The sequence below is a fragment of the Pantoea sp. JZ2 genome, assembly GCF_035191405.1.
Classification (GTDB): Bacteria; Pseudomonadota; Gammaproteobacteria; order Enterobacterales; family Enterobacteriaceae; genus Pantoea; species Pantoea stewartii.
In genome coordinates this window covers 2,888,100-2,905,095 of the sequence record NZ_CP045247.1, presented here as the reverse complement: position 1 = coordinate 2,905,095, position 16,996 = coordinate 2,888,100, and the positions used below count along the sequence as shown (strand labels likewise).

General features: G+C 52.1%; 13 protein-coding genes and 3 pseudogenes. 7 read left to right on the top strand and 9 right to left on the bottom strand.

Translation table 11 applies throughout. The annotated features are described in order from the left end of the window. Positions 1 to 13: 13 nt before the first annotated feature. Positions 14 to 598: a cytochrome b gene (locus GC087_RS13845; RefSeq protein WP_284181312.1), complete on the bottom strand. Its 585-nt coding sequence runs from the start codon at positions 596 to 598 to the stop codon at positions 14 to 16. Between the two features lie 220 nt (positions 599 to 818). On the opposite strand from GC087_RS13845, the gene GC087_RS13840 reads away from it, so the two are divergent. From GC087_RS13840 to GC087_RS13825, 4 genes are all read left to right on the top strand, one after another. Further along, the gene (locus GC087_RS13840) at positions 819 to 1,787 is read left to right on the top strand and encodes a D-2-hydroxyacid dehydrogenase family protein (protein WP_324028532.1); all 969 of its coding nucleotides are present in this window, start codon (positions 819 to 821) and stop codon (positions 1,785 to 1,787) included. Between the two features lie 318 nt (positions 1,788 to 2,105). Then, positions 2,106 to 2,435 (top strand): DHCW motif cupin fold protein, encoded by a 330-nt coding sequence (locus tag GC087_RS13835; protein WP_054633974.1) that lies wholly within the window; start codon positions 2,106 to 2,108, stop codon positions 2,433 to 2,435. A gap of 225 nt (positions 2,436 to 2,660) precedes the next feature. Beyond that, positions 2,661 to 3,116, top strand: a complete 456-nt coding sequence (locus GC087_RS13830; RefSeq protein WP_033738395.1) for a GNAT family N-acetyltransferase — start codon at positions 2,661 to 2,663, stop codon at positions 3,114 to 3,116. Between the two features lie 391 nt (positions 3,117 to 3,507). Beyond that, positions 3,508 to 4,074, top strand: coding sequence for a hypothetical protein (locus GC087_RS13825; protein ID WP_033738394.1), 567 nt, complete (start codon positions 3,508 to 3,510; stop codon positions 4,072 to 4,074). Positions 4,075 to 4,849: 775 nt separating this feature from the next. On the opposite strand, the gene GC087_RS13820 is transcribed toward GC087_RS13825, so the two are convergent. The 5 genes and pseudogenes from GC087_RS13820 to GC087_RS13800 form a co-directional block, all read right to left on the bottom strand. Further along, positions 4,850 to 5,182 (bottom strand): hypothetical protein, encoded by a 333-nt coding sequence (locus tag GC087_RS13820; RefSeq protein WP_324028531.1) that lies wholly within the window; start codon positions 5,180 to 5,182, stop codon positions 4,850 to 4,852. Beyond that, positions 5,175 to 6,719, bottom strand: coding sequence for a methyl-accepting chemotaxis protein (locus GC087_RS13815; RefSeq protein ID WP_324028530.1), 1,545 nt, complete (start codon positions 6,717 to 6,719; stop codon positions 5,175 to 5,177). The genes GC087_RS13820 and GC087_RS13815 overlap by 8 nt, the downstream gene beginning before the upstream one ends. A gap of 1,154 nt (positions 6,720 to 7,873) precedes the next feature. Continuing rightward, entirely contained in the window at positions 7,874 to 8,281 is a 408-nt protein-coding gene (locus GC087_RS13810) for a hypothetical protein (RefSeq protein ID WP_033737925.1), read from the bottom strand. A gap of 751 nt (positions 8,282 to 9,032) precedes the next feature. Further along, positions 9,033 to 9,524 (bottom strand): annotated as a pseudogene (locus tag GC087_RS13805) (methyl-accepting chemotaxis protein); the annotation flags it as partial. Positions 9,525 to 9,622: 98 nt separating this feature from the next. Further along, positions 9,623 to 10,501: pseudogene (locus tag GC087_RS13800) on the bottom strand (dihydrodipicolinate synthase family protein); the annotation flags it as partial. A gap of 1 nt (position 10,502) precedes the next feature. Here GC087_RS13800 and GC087_RS25830 point away from each other — a divergent pair. After that, positions 10,503 to 10,883, top strand: a pseudogene (locus GC087_RS25830) (methyl-accepting chemotaxis protein); the annotation flags it as partial. Between the two features lie 482 nt (positions 10,884 to 11,365). Here GC087_RS25830 and GC087_RS13790 read toward each other — a convergent pair. Continuing rightward, positions 11,366 to 11,803 carry a VOC family protein gene (locus GC087_RS13790; RefSeq protein WP_324028528.1) on the bottom strand — a complete coding sequence of 146 codons (438 nt, stop codon included), beginning with the start codon at positions 11,801 to 11,803 and terminating at the stop codon, positions 11,366 to 11,368. 335 nt (positions 11,804 to 12,138) lie between these two features. Continuing rightward, the gene (locus tag GC087_RS13785) at positions 12,139 to 13,062 is read right to left on the bottom strand and encodes an alpha/beta hydrolase fold domain-containing protein (RefSeq protein WP_324028527.1); all 924 of its coding nucleotides are present in this window, start codon (positions 13,060 to 13,062) and stop codon (positions 12,139 to 12,141) included. A gap of 70 nt (positions 13,063 to 13,132) precedes the next feature. On the opposite strand from GC087_RS13785, the gene GC087_RS13780 reads away from it, so the two are divergent. Beyond that, complete coding sequence (locus tag GC087_RS13780) at positions 13,133 to 14,089, top strand: LysR family transcriptional regulator (RefSeq protein ID WP_324028526.1); 957 nt, start codon at positions 13,133 to 13,135, stop codon at positions 14,087 to 14,089. Between the two features lie 174 nt (positions 14,090 to 14,263). Further along, complete coding sequence (locus GC087_RS13775; RefSeq protein ID WP_324028525.1) at positions 14,264 to 15,193, top strand: flagellin N-terminal helical domain-containing protein; 930 nt, start codon at positions 14,264 to 14,266, stop codon at positions 15,191 to 15,193. A 319-nt stretch (positions 15,194 to 15,512) separates the two neighbouring features. Here the strand turns inward: GC087_RS13775 and GC087_RS13770 are convergent, their stop codons facing one another. After that, complete coding sequence (locus GC087_RS13770) at positions 15,513 to 16,679, bottom strand: methyl-accepting chemotaxis protein (RefSeq protein ID WP_162285599.1); 1,167 nt, start codon at positions 16,677 to 16,679, stop codon at positions 15,513 to 15,515. Positions 16,680 to 16,996: the final 317 nt, after the last annotated feature.

The window sequence follows — 16,996 nt, the reverse complement described above, 5'->3', positions numbered from 1 at the left end:
GGCAGAGCTCCAGTTAACGGAAGGGGCGAACGGGCAGCATGCGACGCAGCACGTTATCGCGGAAAACAAAGTGATGAAGCAGGTCGGCCAGGGCATGAAACGCGGCCAGAACGATCAGCGCCCAGGCGATGGTGTTATGCCATTCCCTCAATGAATGTTTAAACAGGGGATCGACATGGACCCGCCCGCTCAGCCCGAAGAGGCCGAAAAAGTGAAACGGCTCCTGCTGTGCCCAGCGGAACAGAAAGCCCAATACAACCTGTGTGAACAGCAACAGACAGCGCGCGCCGTGCACGCAGTGAGACAGAATGGATGCCGTACGGGATATCGACGCCGCAGGCAGGGCATAACGCAGCGAGCATTGACTCATCACCCGCCAGACCGGACGAACCACCATCACCATCACCAGCGCCAGCAAAATACCGCAGGACATGTGCACTGACTGTAAGCCTTTCCTGAGCGGCGTGCCGCGCTCCAGCCATTGCCAGATGTGGGCGCTGGCGAATAAAAAGAGGAGGCTGGCGGCGGTGATCCAGTGCAGCGCCAGAGTCAGCCGGTCATCGTGCTGTCGGGGTTTTACGGGTTGAGCATGAATCATGACATGGGTTCTCTCGTTCAGGTTTCTGCTGAGTAAACGTGCGTCCTGCGATTTCTATTCACTCTTTTTTTCGCAACCCGTTGGCAGGGTCCGCCTTGCTCAAAAGCGTGGACAGAATGCGGCGAAGTCGATTGACGAAACCCTGTTGGTGTTTTAATGATGTAAGACTGCTTACAGGCGGCAGTGAAAAGCGAATCCGACTCTTGAGGCGCGCGTAACGATGACGATACCGGTATGTATTCCCGACGATTATCAACTGGCTACGGCAGGACTGGACTGCCTGAAACGCCATCCGGCCTTTCACTGTACCGCCGTTGGGGATATCCATTGCGATCCCGCCGCCGCTGAAGCGCTGGCAAGTGCTCAGGCCCTGATCCTGATTCGCGAGCGCACCACCATTGACGAGGCGTTTTTACAGCGTACGCCCCAACTGAAGCTGATCAGCCAGACCGGCAAGATCGCCCGCAATATCGATCTTGCAGCCTGTTCCCGGGCTGGCGTGGCGGTGGTGGAAGGCGTGGGTTCGCCCGTTGCGCCGGCAGAGCTGACATGGCTGTTAATCATGGCGGCCCGCAGGAAGTTCGTACAGGCCGTTAACGCCATGCGTGCCGGACACTGGCAGGCAGAACTGGGGCAGGGTGTACACAAACAGACGTTAGGGATTCTGGGCTACGGCAAAATCGGCAAGCGCATTGCGGCTTACGCCCGCGCGTTTGGCATGCAGGTGCAGATTTGGGGCAGCGATCGCGCCCGACAGGAAGCGCAGCAAGAAGGCTTAATCGTGCCAGCCAGACGTGAGGCGTTTTTTGCGACCAGCGATGTGATAACTGTTCATCAGCGGCTGGTGGCCGCCACCGAGGGCAACATCACGCTGAGCGACCTGGTGCAGATGAAGCCCGATGCATTGTTTGTGAACACCAGCCGGGCAGAGCTGGTGGCAGAGGGCGCCCTGCTGAGCGCGCTCCGGCAGGGCCGTCCGGGATTTGCCGCGCTGGATGTCTTTGAGGCAGAGCCCCTTTACGATCCGGCGCATCCAGTGTTATTGATGCCCAACGTACTTTGCACGCCCCACATCGGCTATGTTGAAAAGGACAGTTTCACGCTTTATTTCAGCACCGCGTTTGACAATGTGGTGCGTTTTTTCCAGGGTGACACAAGCCACGTGATCAACCCTGAGGCGCTGGATTAAACGCAATTTGCTGCGCTAAACCGTTACGTGGACGCAGTGTCAATACGTACGGGTGTTCAGGGAAAAGATAACACGTTTAAGAAAGCTAAACAGAAAGCCGGAAAGTGATAAAGCCATCCGCTGATCCGTTTAACTATCGCCAGGTTTGTCATCGAGTCCACTCGTATTCACGGCTCACATACCCGAGCGCAGAGGGTAGGAAATGTTTTAATGGCCTGAAGAAGAAGCGTCGCGTTTACTGAGCCGGCCGTTATCTGCCTGCTCCGCTTTAAATACCCCAGGTGACGTCACTCACCCTCGCGAATAAGGCATAAAAAAATGAAGATGGAAAATATCCCTTTTGGCACAACCGACTGGTCACAGATCGAGGAAGAACGCCATGAAGGTGAATGCGGCTTCGCGCTCTGGCGTGTGGCAAAGTTTGGCGCTATCCGGGTGAGAATGGTTGAGTACTCTCCGGGTTATGTCGCCGATCACTGGTGTTTAAAAGGTCACATTCTTCTGTGCCTGAAAGGCGAAATGACCACGGAACTGGACGATGGACGAGTGTTTGTCCTGACGCCTGGCGTGAGCTATCAGGTGGCGGACAATGCCGAAGCGCATCGCTCGACGACAATGCAGGGCGCAACGCTGTTTATCGTTGATTGAAGGGAGGTAGGGTGACTTTCTTGTTGTACGCCAGTAAAGGGGGAAGCGCGTTTTTTAAACGTGAGACCGGTTGTTGAAATAATGCGCCAGAACCCGGCATGGAGCACGACAGGTGATGGCCTGCGTCATTAAATAAGGCCTGTTCATGTGCTGAGTCAGACAAACAATATAAACAGGTCTGAAATATCGTGATGATTTCATCAGACGAAAATGAAAAGGACTATCATGTTCTACCTGTCAGAAATAAATAAAGATGACGCTGCGTTAGCCTGCCTGGTAAGTGAACTTGATGCGTTTCAACGCGCGCTTTATCCTGCAGAAAGTCATCATTGCCTGGACCTTTCCACCGTCAGTAATAAGAAACTGCGCTGCGTCATTGCGCGTGATGCTAATGGGTTGCCCGCTGGTTGTGGCACTTTACTTCTTCAGGACGGCAACGTAGGCGAAATTAAACGGGTTTACATTCGTCCAGAATATCGGGGACGCCAACTCGGCGAGCAAATTCTGGCCTCACTTGAAAAATTCGCGTCAGAGAACAGCTGTTATCAGCTACGCCTTGAAACCGGCATTCATCAACAGCCCGCTATAGCGCTGTATCGTCGCTGCGGCTACAGGCTTTGTGAGGCTTTCCCTCCCTATATCAGCGATCCTTTAAGCGTGTATATGTGCAAGGACCTGTAGCAGTACGGCTTACACTTCATACCTCCGCTTTTATAACGCGCGGTGACATCTTGAGCGTTTGTCGAGGGAGCTGCGTTGCAACTGAGGGTAAATAATTCAGGAAAGACGGTGCAGTAACCGGTTTGTAACCCCGTCATGTTTGCCTGTAAAGGCGGTCGTTTCCCTCTGCCAGGGTAACGTCTGCTGCTCTGGCACTGTTTCTAATACAAGGTTCGCGAGGAAGGTGTCGCTTGTCTGACGCATGAATGTTTGCGCGGTGGCAGAAGCGGACGTTTCTGACCTGCTTATGTAGTTGTTTGGGGCGCGCAGTCTGCTCACCCTGTCCCGGTTGCCTTGCTCACCCTCGCTCTGCGTCTATGCTTTTTCATTTAAGCTTTACAGGTAAAGTAAAATGCTTCCTTCTTCCGATCCTCAGATGTTGCTGCTGCTCTACTTTGTTTTGCCTGTCTGGCTTATTGCTGGGTTTGCGGACTGGCTTTGTCACAGAGCCACTGATATCGAAACCACCACCGGTCTGAAAGAAACCTATATTCATATTCTGATGTTTCTGGAGATGGGCCTGCCCTTACTCGCGGCCCTCTTTTTAGAGGTAAACGCGTTAGTCATTGCGTTTATGATAGTGCTGTTTTTCTGCCATGAGGCAACAGCGCTGTGGGATGTGACTTATGCTGTGACCGCAAGGCGGGTCTCACCGGTTGAGCAGCATGTGCACAGTTTTTTGGAAATGCTACCTTTAGTGGCGCTTCTGCTGGTGGTTTCCCGTCACTGGCCGCAGTTTTTGGCACTGTTTGGTTTCGGTGAAGAATCTGCACGATTTGAACTTAAACTCAGAACAGACCCGTTGCCAGGCCACTATATCGTGGCTGTGCTTACAGGAATAGTGATGCTTGAATTGCTGCCTTACCTTGAAGAGTACTGGCGCGGCAAAAAAGCAAAACAGCGCACACGAAACATCTGACCTGCCATCTGATACATCAGTCGTCCTGATGCACTAAGCGACGTCCGCTCAGACGCTTAAAGCCGTCGTTTGTTTAATCCTGCCTTGTCGGTATCCGGGGTGCCGATAAGCGTGGCGCAACCGTTATGACGCCGACGTGTTTCGTTGCGCTTCAGGGGGAATTTCACTGGGGTTCATGTGGGGTGCAAAGAGGAGCGGGAAGTCACAGTGTAAGGAAGATGAGCAGCAATGCGCGCGCTTTATGTTTGAAAAATGCCCGGTCAGCACGGGAGTCAAGGTGCTCATACCGCTATTGATGACGATGCCGCACGGAGTCTTGATGTAGTCAAATCTGGAAGCGTAATGCGCCCACAGGGAGGGATGATCCACATGCTGCTGCTCGGGGGCAGGCGCCTGGCGCAAGCAGAGACAATGCCGTGTCATCGTCAGCCACGGCAGGCTTCGGTTTACCCGACTGTCAGCGAATGCTGCCGGTCTGGAAATGGCGACTAACGCAAATCATAAGGGTAATAGTCGGCCCGGTGAGCCGGTAATGTCTGTTTATTCAGTTCGGTCCAGGGCGTCTTCTGACCGTGAAGAAACACGCTACAGGATCGGACAGGCCGGAGGCAGGGAAGAGCAGGGGAAGTCAGGTGCGGGGGCTGTCTGGCAGACATTATGCCTGTAAAAAAAGCCCGTCGGCATAAACGCGACGGGCCAGCCCGAAGGCGATAAGTATCTTTCTGACAACAACCACATCCATCAGAGTTAACTCGCACTTCATGACAGGCATATTTCAGCCCACGTCAGGTTTCGGCTTATCCGTTGTTTCTTTTGCGGCCTGACGGGAAAGGCAGTGAATAAAGTTTCCCAGTATGGCGACCGAACTGACGATACCCAGCAGATCTGCCGTGAGCAGCAAATCAGTTCGCGCCAGGCGATCAATAAGACCGGACTGTGCCAGAAAGGGCTCAATATCCTTAACCATTCGCAGCAGATGATGGAGATTGTTGGCAAAGGTATCCGGGCTGCTGTAGTCACCGCTTTTCAGTTGCGTAAAAAGTACATCAACATCTGCTTTTAGTCTCAGGACGAGAGTCATGTACTCGATGTCACCCTTTTCAGACACGGAATGCCTCCACCATGCCGCGCAGGGCATGCGCCTGCTCAGAGAGGGAGCGGGATGCCGACGATGACTCCTCGACCAGCGCCGCGTTGTTCTGCGTCACGCCGTCCATCTGGCTCACCGCCACGCTGACCTGCGAAATCCCCTGCATCTGCTCCGACGAGGCCAGCGCAATCGTGTCCATGGATTCGGCCAGTTCACCGACCATATCCACGATTTTCAGGATGCTCTGCCCGGTGCCAGTGGCAACCTCCACGCCGCTTTCCACCTGGCTCACGGCCTGTTCAATCAGGGCCTTGATGTCCTTCGCTGCCGTGGCGCTGCGCTGCGCCAGCGTACGGACCTCACCGGCCACCACGGCGAAGCCGCGACCTTCCTCCCCGGCGCGCGCCGCTTCAACGGCGGCGTTCAGCGCCAGGATATTGGTCTGGAACGCAATGCTCTCAATCACCGATGTAATATCCCGGACCTTCAGTGCACTTGCCTGAATGTTATGCATCGTCTCCGTCATGTCAGTGACCTTTGCCTTGTCAGCGTCGACCGTGCGCGCGGTTTCGCGGGCGGACTCCGCAGTCTGCTGCGCACCGGCAGTGTTGCTCTTCACTGTGGCGGTCAGCTGCTCCATGCTGGCGGCGGTTTCCTGCAGCGCGGCGGCCTGTTCTTCGGTGCGGGAAGAGAGTTCGGTGTTCCCCTGAGCAATTTCGTCGGCGGCCAGGGCCACGGAGGCGGCGGCATCCTTGATCTGCGACACCAGGCCGCGCAGGTTGGCCTGCATGCTGTCCAGCGAGGCCAGCATGCTGGTTGTGTCGTTGCGGCGAAGGACGACAGGGGTGGTCAGGTCACCTGCGGCGATGCTGGCAGCCAGCGTCTGCGCCTGAGCGGGCTCACCGCCGAGCTGACGCATCAGCAGCCGGGTAATGAAAACACCGGTGCCTGCCGCAACAAGCACGGATGCGACAGCGAGCAACATCAGGATGAATGAGGCATGTGCGATGGCGGCACTGTTTTGTTCTCCGGATGTGACGCTAACCTTCTTCTGTATTTTTACCAGGTCAGTAAGGGCGCTGAGCATCCTGTCCTGAACCGGATTGACCTCTTTTGCAAGATAGGCAATAAAGGCCTTGTCCTGATTGGCGAGTCCGAGCTGTCTGGCATTTTCAAAAACGGTAAAAAAAGCGTTCTGAGCGTCGTTCAGTCTTTTCAGCGCTTCCTGACCCGCTGGCGTTGAGTCTGCTTCCATGATCTGATGCATTTCTGCAAGGCTGGTCAGAAAGTCGGCTTTACTCTTCTGCATAAGTACATCAGCAGGTTTCATGTCTTCAGGAGTGCTGAGCAGGCCGAGTGTCCTCACCGAGATGGCCATGTCTTTCAGTTCACTGAGCATGAGGGTGGCAAGCTGGCTTTTTTTCATTTTGTAACGAACAACATCATCCAGGCTTTCACGCGCTTTAATGAGGGCATGAAGCGCAGTGCCAGTACATATGGCAGACAGGAGGATAAGAAGGCCGAAACCGGCGGCAAGGCGGGTGGAAATTTTCATGCGCTCTCTCTTTTAAGTTGTTATTTTGCTGTGTTTTTAGTTACTAACTACAATTTACTATCGGCACACCGCTCCGCTTGCTCCACACTTGTTTTGTTAAATTAATATTTCACTTTCCATCCGCAGCCGTCCGACACAGGACTGAGCGGACGTCGCTGGGCGGCGTGCTTTAGCGGATCACGCCTTCGCCTGATGCTGTGCTCTTTAACCCTTCTGCGTTCGTTTTCCGGGGACTGAACCCTCTCTGTACGTTAATGCCTGTGCCACATTTGGCGCGTCGAAAATGTTGGCGCACTGTAGGCTGAGCGCTGTCCTGCTCCCCGCCAGCATCTGACAGGCTGTCTGGCCGGACACCGGAAGGTTAAGCGTGCGTCCGAAGTGGGCGGCAGCCTGGCTGGAGCTCATGGACAGACGAGAGGAGGGCGCAGTGCATAAATTCGGCAGAAGCGGCTGGCAATGCTATCAGCAGGCGCGTCGCCTGATTAACATCTTTACTGACGCTCAGCAGACTGCAAACTTTCGCCACCTATGTCTGCGCAAAACGCGGCAGTGTGGGGTAGTCACCGTTATGAAGGAGTGATGATGCGTATTCGCGGAGCATTGATCCGTGTGATTGGCTGATGCAAACGCGATCGTTTATGAATCTGACCCGGAAGGTGGGTTTACAGAGTAAAAGGCGGTTTAAAACGACGCAACCCAGGCCGCTTTACGTCCGATAGTCGAGTTTCATTATCATTAAACCTGCTCTGCTAACGGGCGCAGAGCAGGTGATCAATCATCACACAGACAATGTAAGCGACTTTCGGCGTGCATCCCGGGCACATTGCTTTTCTGCTGCGGAAAACCAGCTTACCTGCAAAAAAGTGTAAGGTGTCGTGCGCAGAATGGCTGCGTATCGCTGACGTTTATCCTCTGTACGCACGGCGCATTTATTAAACGTCCTGGCTGGCATCAGATACACTCGCTCCCCGCCATCTGCGACTTGCGCATGCTGTAAACGTACGGCAAAGGTAAGACCGCGCAAACATGCCGAACCGCTGCTAACAGGTTGCGTATGGCCAACCAGGCGGAGAACAGGAGTAAGGAGCTGACGCTGATGGTCGGTGACGTCGCTCCGTCATTTGTCCAGGCGGAGGCAGAAAAGATTGGGGGATTTAGCCCGCAAATTTCATATATGCACACCTGATCAGGTAAGGTTCGACTGAATAATATGCCCAGACTGACGACAGGACATTCAGGTCATGCTGACTGTCACCTGAATAGGCTTTTAACAGTTTATCTTTCTTGTCTTTGGACAGTATCACCTCTTCAAGCGTGTCTTTCATCGCTTTCCGGACATCGTCAGGCGCAGCTTTAAAAATCTGGCTTGAAAAAACGGTATCAGACAGCGCTTTCATTTTTTCAGGGTGTCCAAACGCGTCAAAGATGACGGCATCAGAGGCGGCCTGAATTAACGGAATGGACGTGATGTGGCAGTATTCCTGTACTGTTTTAAGGTCTGGCGTCTGAGCCGCGAGAGCATTGCCTGTCATCAATAAGAAAAAATAAATTAATCGTTTCATAACTACCCTAGTGTAAAACCCCTGTTACAGAAACGCGGTCTGCCATAAAGTGAGAACACGACGTCATCGGGATAAAGTGAAAGGGGAAAGGTGCAATCTTTGCCCGTCGGGTATTAAACGCTGAAATATGAAGTATTCAACGCCTCTGCTCAGCGCTAAAAGCCAATCCCTGGTCGCGATCACAAGACGAATATTAAGTGTAATGCTTTTCGCTTTCGTCCTTATGCGGGTTGACGTCAGACGCGTATTCATGCTTTAAAACCACAGAAAAAAGGGGCCCGGACGTGAGCCCCAAATGACTGCATTAACTTGCTATCGATTATAGAGTGTTACTCACCGGTTAGCCGGTTCGATTAATGATAATCGGCAAAGTAAATGTAAATTGCAAGTTTTTGATTATGTTGAAATATAATTTATATATTAGTCCGAATATCTCAAGTAATAGTATATTTCGCTGATGATTTGCGTTGTCAAACCATAATGGACCAGTTCTTTATAGAATGTATAAAGCGCCGGGTGACAGACAAATCATAATGCGAAATGGTATCCGCCAGGACCTGGATTCTGATGTAATCCAGGCCTGCGTCAACATAGTTAATCAACGTGCTGTTCGCATCCTCAATAACGCGCTTAATACAGCTGTTTTATTGCCTGCAATATATTGCTGTGCATTCTGATTTGCCTTCGGTGAGCCGATAGCCCTGAGATGGCGGATATACCGCCGGGGCTGGCCGGCGGTATATCCTGTTTGTCAGAACTGCGTCCAGTTATTCTCGCTACTCTGGTACGTTCCCGCCAGCGGCGTTAAGGTTACTGGTTGCGCGGCAGATCTGCCCGGATGTGGCTTGATATCGGGCTTTCTGACGTTCCCGTCTGCAACAGGCGTAAACGCGGCGACCAGGCCGTTAAGCGCTTCTGCCTGTTCGGTCAGAGAGCGTGCAGCGGACGACGCTTCTTCAACCAACGCGGCGTTCTGCTGCGTCACGTCGTCCATCTGATTCACCGCCTGATGCACCTGGCTTATTCCCAGCGACTGCTCCTGCGCTGCAACCGAAATTTCTTCAATCAGATCGGTGACCTGACGGACTGCATCATCCATTCGCGCCATGTTCTCACCAACGTCACTGGCCTGAGACGCTCCGGCCTCTACAAACGCGATGGATGATTCAATCAGCTCTTTGATTTCATGCGCCGAGGCGGAGGATCGCTGTGCAAGATTTCTGACTTCGCCAGCCACGACCGCAACAGAAGTCGGTAATCGTATTCACTGACAGTCTTTTTGATAAAACATTAACCGGCCCGAAACGTCTGGCCGGCTAATCAAGCCTCAGACGAGGAACACTAATTGACAAGGCCAGGTTCAGCAGAACGCATCGCCGCATGGATTTCTTCTGCTGCGCCATCGCCTAAAGGAAGCAGGGGAGAACGCACTGTCGCATGGTCAAGAATGCCACGTGCAACCAGTGCATGTTTCAGTGCCACCGTGCCTTCCATGTGAGATCCGCGATGGTAAACCGCTTTCGTTACAGGCAGCAGGCGGTCGTGGATTTTACGGGCCTTACTGTAATCCTGATCCTTGCCCGCCTTAATCATTTCAATCCGAGGTTCCGGGGCGATATTACCGTAGCCCACTAGCATGCCATCCACATCAAAAACGGTGTGCAACAAATATTCATCGTGGCAGGTCAGCACCTGAAGATCAGGACGCTCCCGGCGAATCAAGGGGATTTCTGTATCCCAGCGACGCATGTTTCTGACACCGTTCTTCATGGCAAAAACCCCGGGCTGCGCTGAGATATCAAGTAAGGTTTTCAGGTTATAAGTCGCTTTGGTCACATCCGGGTACTGGAACAGAATCAACGGTAGCCCGCTTTCCTCATAAACAACGCGATAGCGGTCCTGAGGAGCACCATCCTGATAACCGAACCGGAGCCAGCCATGTGAAGGATAAAGAAGGCCAGCTGAAGCCCCCGCATCAACAGCCCCCTTAGCTTCAAGCGCTGCCACTTCCGTCCCCTCACCGGTGATACCTGCAATCACAGGAATTTTTCCTTCAACAGACGTAACGAAAGCACGTATTACCGAGGCCTGTTCTTCCTGGGTCAAAAATGTGCCTTCACCCGCACGCCCCAGGACAACACATCCTTTAACACCATTGATGCTGCCCAGCCAGCTCCCCAGGCGCTGAATGGCATCATAATCAATACGTCCGTCGCGCGTTGAAGAAGGCCGTGGTTTTGCCGTGGTGGCTGGCGAGGTGCGTAATCTTGCGCAACGAACCTCCTCCTCGGCAAAGGAAATCAGAGAGCTGATTGATTCGTCGATGCAGTTTATCCATAAAGGTTCGGAACAGACTGAGGGGGTCAGATATAATCTTGACCGCATGAACGATGCGGTGAATCAGGTGAACGACCTTATTAATGAAATATCAGTGGCGGCCAGAGAACAGTCGCAGGGTATCAGCCAGGTTCATCAGGCGGTCAATCAGATGGATGACGTTACACAACAAAATTCTGCACTTGTCGAAGAAGCTTCTGCGGCTGCGCTGTCCCTTAAGGAACAGGCCATGTCACTGAGCAAACTGGTTTCTGCTTTTATTATATCGCCCCGCAAAACCTCAGAAAATAAGAAGCCGGTAATCAGCCCGGAAACGTCAGGGCAGGGGCATGTTTATCCTTCCCCAGGCGAAGCGGGTCGTTCTGATAATAACTGGCAGACATTCCAGGAGCGTGTTCCGTTTAAGTGCCGGGTTGTCACGGTGGATAAATACTTTCCTGTTTATTCAGTAATATGCATCCGCCCTGCGATCAGGATTTGTGTGGATAGCCTGAACTTTATGAAAAGGAAGGATCGGGCCAACGTTAACAGACTCATCTAAGTCAGCTGTTACAGGGAAAAGCAGTGCCGACAGCCTCGCAACACTGCCGGCACAGCTTAACCAGTGTTTATTTTTTTAGAAATTAAGGGGTTATTTGGTAGTGATATACTGATGGCTCATCTTAAATGAGATAACCGGGAGTCTGCTTTGTGCCAGAAGCAAACATTGCAAATATTACTGTTTTAATAAGTCATAACATGTGGGCTTCATTGACTGCGTTCCATCAACTCAAGCGTCTGACCATCGGGGCTTTGTAAATATATTACTCTGGTTCCCTGCATGGGTCCTGACAAAACTGTCTGCGGTTTCCCTAGCGTCTTCCAGCCATAGTCCGATACTTTGCTCAAGAGCACATCAAGATCCTGCACTATAAACGCAAGATGCGCGTAGCCTGGGATATAGGGTGCTGAAGGCTCCTGTGGCTGTTCAATGTTATTGTATTGTAATAATTCAATTTTAATGCCAGCCAGTTCAAGCAAAGCCATTCGGACATCCGCTCCCCTTGCGCCTGTTACTTCATCAATAACAGGTCCAGACATTTTCCCTTCGCGTAATAACTTCCCTCCAAGGATATGGGTCCAAAAGAATAATGAGTCTTCAATATTTTTAACTGAAAAACCGACGTGATCAGCACTTAAAATCATGAGATTACCTGCTGTTTTTGAAAATTGAGCATACAACTATCTTAAATGCCTGTTTTATTTCTTCACGATAAGTGTGAGGGGATTTTTTTCAGGAAAAAAATCACAACCGTGTGTCTGAATAATGTATTTTTCGATTCCTCCATAGCGACAGCTGTACAGGTTAGCTGCTCCCGGTTGACTGATAAGAGGCTGCGTTACAAGTCTTTATCTGATGTAGAAAAACGACGAACGTCCGCTTTTCGCTCATAGCGGACAAAGGAAGAGATCTTAGCGTCCGCTCCGTGCCAGAAGCGGACGTTGGTTTTAAAATGCCGTGCTGATTTATTGTTAGCAGGTTAACCCTCTGTTAAAGCATCATCCAGGAAACGAATCGCATTGCGCAGCGCCTGGTCGGCCTCTGGCAGGGTACCGGCCAGTAAGTGCCATACATGGAACATGCCGGGCCAGACTTCAAGCGACGTGCGCACACGTGCTTCCCCTAAGTTCGAAGCGAGTTGAATCGCCCCACTTAACATAACTTCATTCTCACCCACCTGTATTAGTGTGGGTGCAAGCCCCTGAACATTCCCATAAACCGGAGAGGCATCAGGATGCGTCGGAAGCTCACCTGCAAGAAACTCTCTTGCTAATCGGTTGAGAAAACCAACGCTACAAACAGGATCAATTCCCTCACGGGTCGTGGCTGACAAACCGCTATGAGTGAGATCTGCCCAGAGTGAAATAGCCACTGCCGCAGCGGGGAGCGGAATACCCGCGTCACGCGCCTTGCGCATCACTGTAATTACCATTGCACCTCCCGCTGAATCGCCTGCCAGAACCAGATTCTTGGCATCGATACCACTGTCGAGTAATGACCGATAAGCTGAAAAAACATCATCTACAGTCGTTGGGAAAGGGAAGTCGGGAGCCTGTCGATAGTCTGGGGTATAGACGCTGGCTTTTAACGATGTGGCTATCCTGCCCGTTAATCCCCGATACGCTTCGACACCGCCATGCACATAGCCGCCGCCATGAATGTACAGCGCTACCCGGCTTCCGGCATGTTCTTGATTTTCGCTGATCATTACCGGCACGTTGCCCAATGTGGTGGTGTGACAGGAAACCCCTTCGATAGCAGGAAAAATTTTTTCAAGGTCTTGCATATAGTGTTTACGGATATCAGTCCAGCTGTCTTCAGACTGACCATACAGCTTCTGTACAACCGGGCCAGCGGCAGCTATCCATCCATTCAAGAGCTTTTGTGCATTTTTCGACAGCATTGTTGTGACCTTAATAAGTGAAATTCTACAATTTCACTTTAAAATAATTATTGACGAAAAAGGTTCCCTAATGACGGGCAGGAAAATCGCTTCGACAATGTCTACAGGCTCCGCTCTGGACATCAGGGCAATGCGGATCTTTGTCGCTGTTGCAGAGGCAGGGAGTTTTGTTGCTGGCGGCAAGGCGATGGGGTTAACGCGCTCTGCGGCGGGTAAAGCGATAACCCGGTTAGAAGAGCACCTGCAGACAAGGCTTTTTCAACGCACCACGCGGCGGTTATCTCTGACCACAGAGGGGCATGAATTCTATCACCGCTGCTGCAGATTACTGGAAGACATAGAAGAAGCCGAAGCCAGTATCCGGCATAATTCACCAGTGCCAAAAGGCATTCTGAGACTGACCGTGTCAGAGGGTTATGGCAAAATGGTTATCCTTCCTTTTCTCCAGACGTTTTTACAGAACTCACCAAATATAAACATTGAAGTCAGCTTTAGCGATCGGGTTGTCGATCTGGTGGAAGAAGGATTTGACCTTGCCGTTCGGGTAGGCAGTGCAGCCACAAGCCATCAATACATCACACAGGTGATCGACAGAGCAAGGTCACAGCTATTCGTATCACCGGACTATCTTAAGCAATGGGGTAAACCGGAATCACCCGCTGACCTCAAAGAACATCGTCGTCTTGTTTATGGGTTAGGAGCGGCTTCAGGCGCATGGACACTCTTTGACGAGGAGCATGGGCAAATAACGCTGAACGGCAGGAACCATGTCAGGTTCGACAGCGGCGATGCCATACGCTTAGCTGCCATAGCCGGATTGGGTATCGGTTATTTACCTTCATTCATGATTGAAAAGGATATTTTAGCAGGGCACCTGGTACAGGTATTGGCTGATACACGAGGCGAGGAGGTTGCTATCCATGCTATTTACCCCACTCGCTTACATCTCTCCCTGAGGGTGCGCATTTTTATTGATGGCCTAAAAAACTTTCTGAGTAATCATAAAAAAAGAAATATCTCTCGTTGAGAATATATATCTCCATTTCTCGCTCAACGCGGGCATTATCAGCAACGAGACCGGGTTAAAAAAGCAGCAGTCTATGACAGTTAAATGATTTCTCTGTGACACAGTTAAAGAAAGTAACTATTGTGGCGATAACGGTATAGCGTGATATACACGCTTTAACTACAAGGACTTAACATGGCCGTCATTAACACCAATACGCTTTCACTGGTTACGCAGAATAACCTGACCAAATCACAGTCTGCTCTGGGCACGGCAATTGAGCGTCTCTCTTCCGGTCTGCGCATCAACAGCGCTAAAGACGACGCAGCCGGCGAAGCCATCGCTAACCGCTTTACCTCTAACATCAACGGTATGACCGTTGCAGCCCGTAACGCCAACGACGGTATCTCTCTGTCGCAGACGGCTGAAGGCGCCCTGACCGAAATCAACAATAACCTGCAACGCGTACGCGACCTGACCGTTCAGGCGCAGAACAGCTCTAACTCAGCGTCTGACATTTACTCAATCCAGGCGGAAGTTAACCAGCGTATGCAGGAAATCGACCGCGTCACCAAACAAACCGACTTCAACGGCATTAAAGTCCTGAACACCGGTTCCGGCAGCACCACCTACAACTTCCAGGTAGGCGCAAAAGACGGTCAGACAATCGGCATTACGCTGAGCGCAAGTGACGGCTTCGACCTGGCGGCAGCGGGGCAGTCTGGCACCACCCAGAATACCGAGACAACCACGGGCCAGACCGTAAACGGCAATGCCCGCAGCACCTCTGCTATCGGCTTCGACGTTCTGAAGGGCGCGGTCACCGGCGGCACTGGCGGGACGGCGTCCAGCAATACGCCGCTGGCCGACATTGATAAAGCGATTAAGGCGGTCGACAACCAGCGCAGCCTGCTGGGTGCGTCTCAGAACCGTTTTGAGTCCACCATCAGCAACCTGAACAACACCGTGACCAACCTGACCGCTGCCCGCAGCCGTATTCAGGATGCGGACTACGCGACGGAAGTGTCAAACATGTCCCGCGCGCAGATCCTGCAGCAGGCCGGTTCTTCTGTACTGGCACAGGCCAACCAGGTGCCACAGACCATGCTGTCTCTGCTTCGTTAACAGACGCCGGTGAGCTGCATTCCGTAATGCAGCTCATCAGCATTCAGCGCCGTGAAGCGTAAGCGCTCTTCCTGCCTGCACACCCTGTGATACAGTCCATAAAACAAGCAAAATCCAGTCCATATTTTGTCTCATCGCGCGTTAACGCATATTCACCGATGACCAGGCCCGGTTTTGGACCCGTAGCAGGGGCAGTAAAGGGTATGATGCGCAATTCAGTCCGAGCCCGGCAAAATGGGATGTTGTGTTGAGTAGTGGGCACACTCCCCGGAAGCCAACCAGAAAGTGTGCGATGAAACTGAAGGGTGCAGTGATGATTTTAAAGGCGCGAAGAGGCATCCAGCCGGATTTGCAGACGGCTTATGTTTTCGGTTATCTCCGCGGTTCTGTCGGCCAGTTCGCGGATTTCGCTGGCAATAACAGAAAACCCTCGTCCCTGCACGCCGGCTCTGGCGGCCTCAATGCTGGCATTCAGTGAGATGAGTTTGATCTGAGCGGCAATATTGGCATTTTCAGAGACTAAATCAGCGATCTCACTGACAGAGGCTGATGCCTCATCTCTTCGCTGGCGTTCATGCTCAGCCTGAACTTCCTGGTCTTTCAGCGTCTGTATATCGATCAGCGCCCCGACCGCCCGCAAAGGTATACCCTCTTTGTCCCGTCGGGTCTGCCCACGTGCACGGAACCACCGGTAATTGCCGTTTTTGAGTTTAACGCGGTATTCAACGTCATAACCTGTTGCGCCCGAATGGTCGTTAAGGTGTTTGATAAAGGCATCCAGCGTGTGCTGACTGTCGTCGGGATGGAGACGGGAAGCCCAGCTGTCAATCACATCAGGAAACTCTTCAACGGTTTCGAATCCAAGCAGTTTTCTGAACTGTGGGGACCACCAGAAAACGTTATTCGGATGTAAAGGGTCACCATTGATGATCTGCAGGTCCCAGAGCCCGTCATTCAGCATTTCACGCGACAGGTTGAAGCGGGTCATGACAATGTCATATTCGCTTTCGTGCGCCACGTCCTCACTGATGTTCAGCAACGTACCTGTCAGCCTCTGGTTATGGCCGTCAGCGCCGCGCTCACGTTTAACGGCTACCTGAAACCATTCGTAGCTGCCGCCTGCCGTCATAAAACGGCATTTATGGGTCACACCGGAAGCGGCAGAGGGCTGAACGGTTCGTAAAAGCTGTCTGAAATGACTTTTGTCTTCATCATGAACAAGCGAGCAAAGCGCCGAGAGAGTCAGAATATTGTTGCCCCCTTGCGGAAAATTAAACGGCGCGGCAGATGAAATCCAGAGCGGAGTGCTGTCGGTGATGTCTTTCCCCTCACAGACCCACAAGAATTCTGGCAGCAGAGCCAAAAAACTGTCCAGACGATCGGATAACGCCCCGCATGGCGGCACTTCTTCGACGGGCACCTCCTGGCGTGGCGGTAAAATGACTTCTGGCGCGGGCGGGGATTTCCTGAATAATTTGCCTAACATAACTGCTCCCTGTGATTAAAATTAATTACAGACTGGTTATCGGCCATGTTGCAGGATGCATAAGTCAGCTAAATGATGAAATTTTCTACTGTTTAGCCGGGCAGCTTTGTCTGCAGATCATGTAGGGTAATGCCCGAATGGGGCTTTTTTTCGCGGGCCGGTCTCTTACAACGCAGAGAAAGGAAACGGGGCAGGCCTTATAATCACAGACCGCCGCCAAAAAATATTCGCGCCTGGCAGACGCAGTACAGCCGATAAATCTGACCACATCAACCGCGATATTTTCGCCAGTCTTTTGCTTTTGCCGTCTTACCCAT

Coding starts and splice junctions, on each gene's coding strand:
- GC087_RS13815 (WP_324028530.1), bottom strand. CDS start 6,719: ATGAAAATTTCCACCCGCCTTGCCGCCGGTTTCGGCCTTCTTATCCTC.
- GC087_RS13780 (WP_324028526.1), top strand. CDS start 13,133: ATGACGGGCAGGAAAATCGCTTCGACAATGTCTACAGGCTCCGCTCTG.
- GC087_RS13825 (WP_033738394.1), top strand. CDS start 3,508: ATGCTTCCTTCTTCCGATCCTCAGATGTTGCTGCTGCTCTACTTTGTT.
- GC087_RS13790 (WP_324028528.1), bottom strand. CDS start 11,803: ATGATTTTAAGTGCTGATCACGTCGGTTTTTCAGTTAAAAATATTGAA.
- GC087_RS13775 (WP_324028525.1), top strand. CDS start 14,264: ATGGCCGTCATTAACACCAATACGCTTTCACTGGTTACGCAGAATAAC.
- GC087_RS13845 (WP_284181312.1), bottom strand. CDS start 598: ATGATTCATGCTCAACCCGTAAAACCCCGACAGCACGATGACCGGCTG.
- GC087_RS13830 (WP_033738395.1), top strand. CDS start 2,661: ATGTTCTACCTGTCAGAAATAAATAAAGATGACGCTGCGTTAGCCTGC.
- GC087_RS13840 (WP_324028532.1), top strand. CDS start 819: ATGACGATACCGGTATGTATTCCCGACGATTATCAACTGGCTACGGCA.
- GC087_RS13835 (WP_054633974.1), top strand. CDS start 2,106: ATGAAGATGGAAAATATCCCTTTTGGCACAACCGACTGGTCACAGATC.
- GC087_RS13770 (WP_162285599.1), bottom strand. CDS start 16,679: ATGTTAGGCAAATTATTCAGGAAATCCCCGCCCGCGCCAGAAGTCATT.
- GC087_RS13810 (WP_033737925.1), bottom strand. CDS start 8,281: ATGAAACGATTAATTTATTTTTTCTTATTGATGACAGGCAATGCTCTC.
- GC087_RS13785 (WP_324028527.1), bottom strand. CDS start 13,062: ATGCTGTCGAAAAATGCACAAAAGCTCTTGAATGGATGGATAGCTGCC.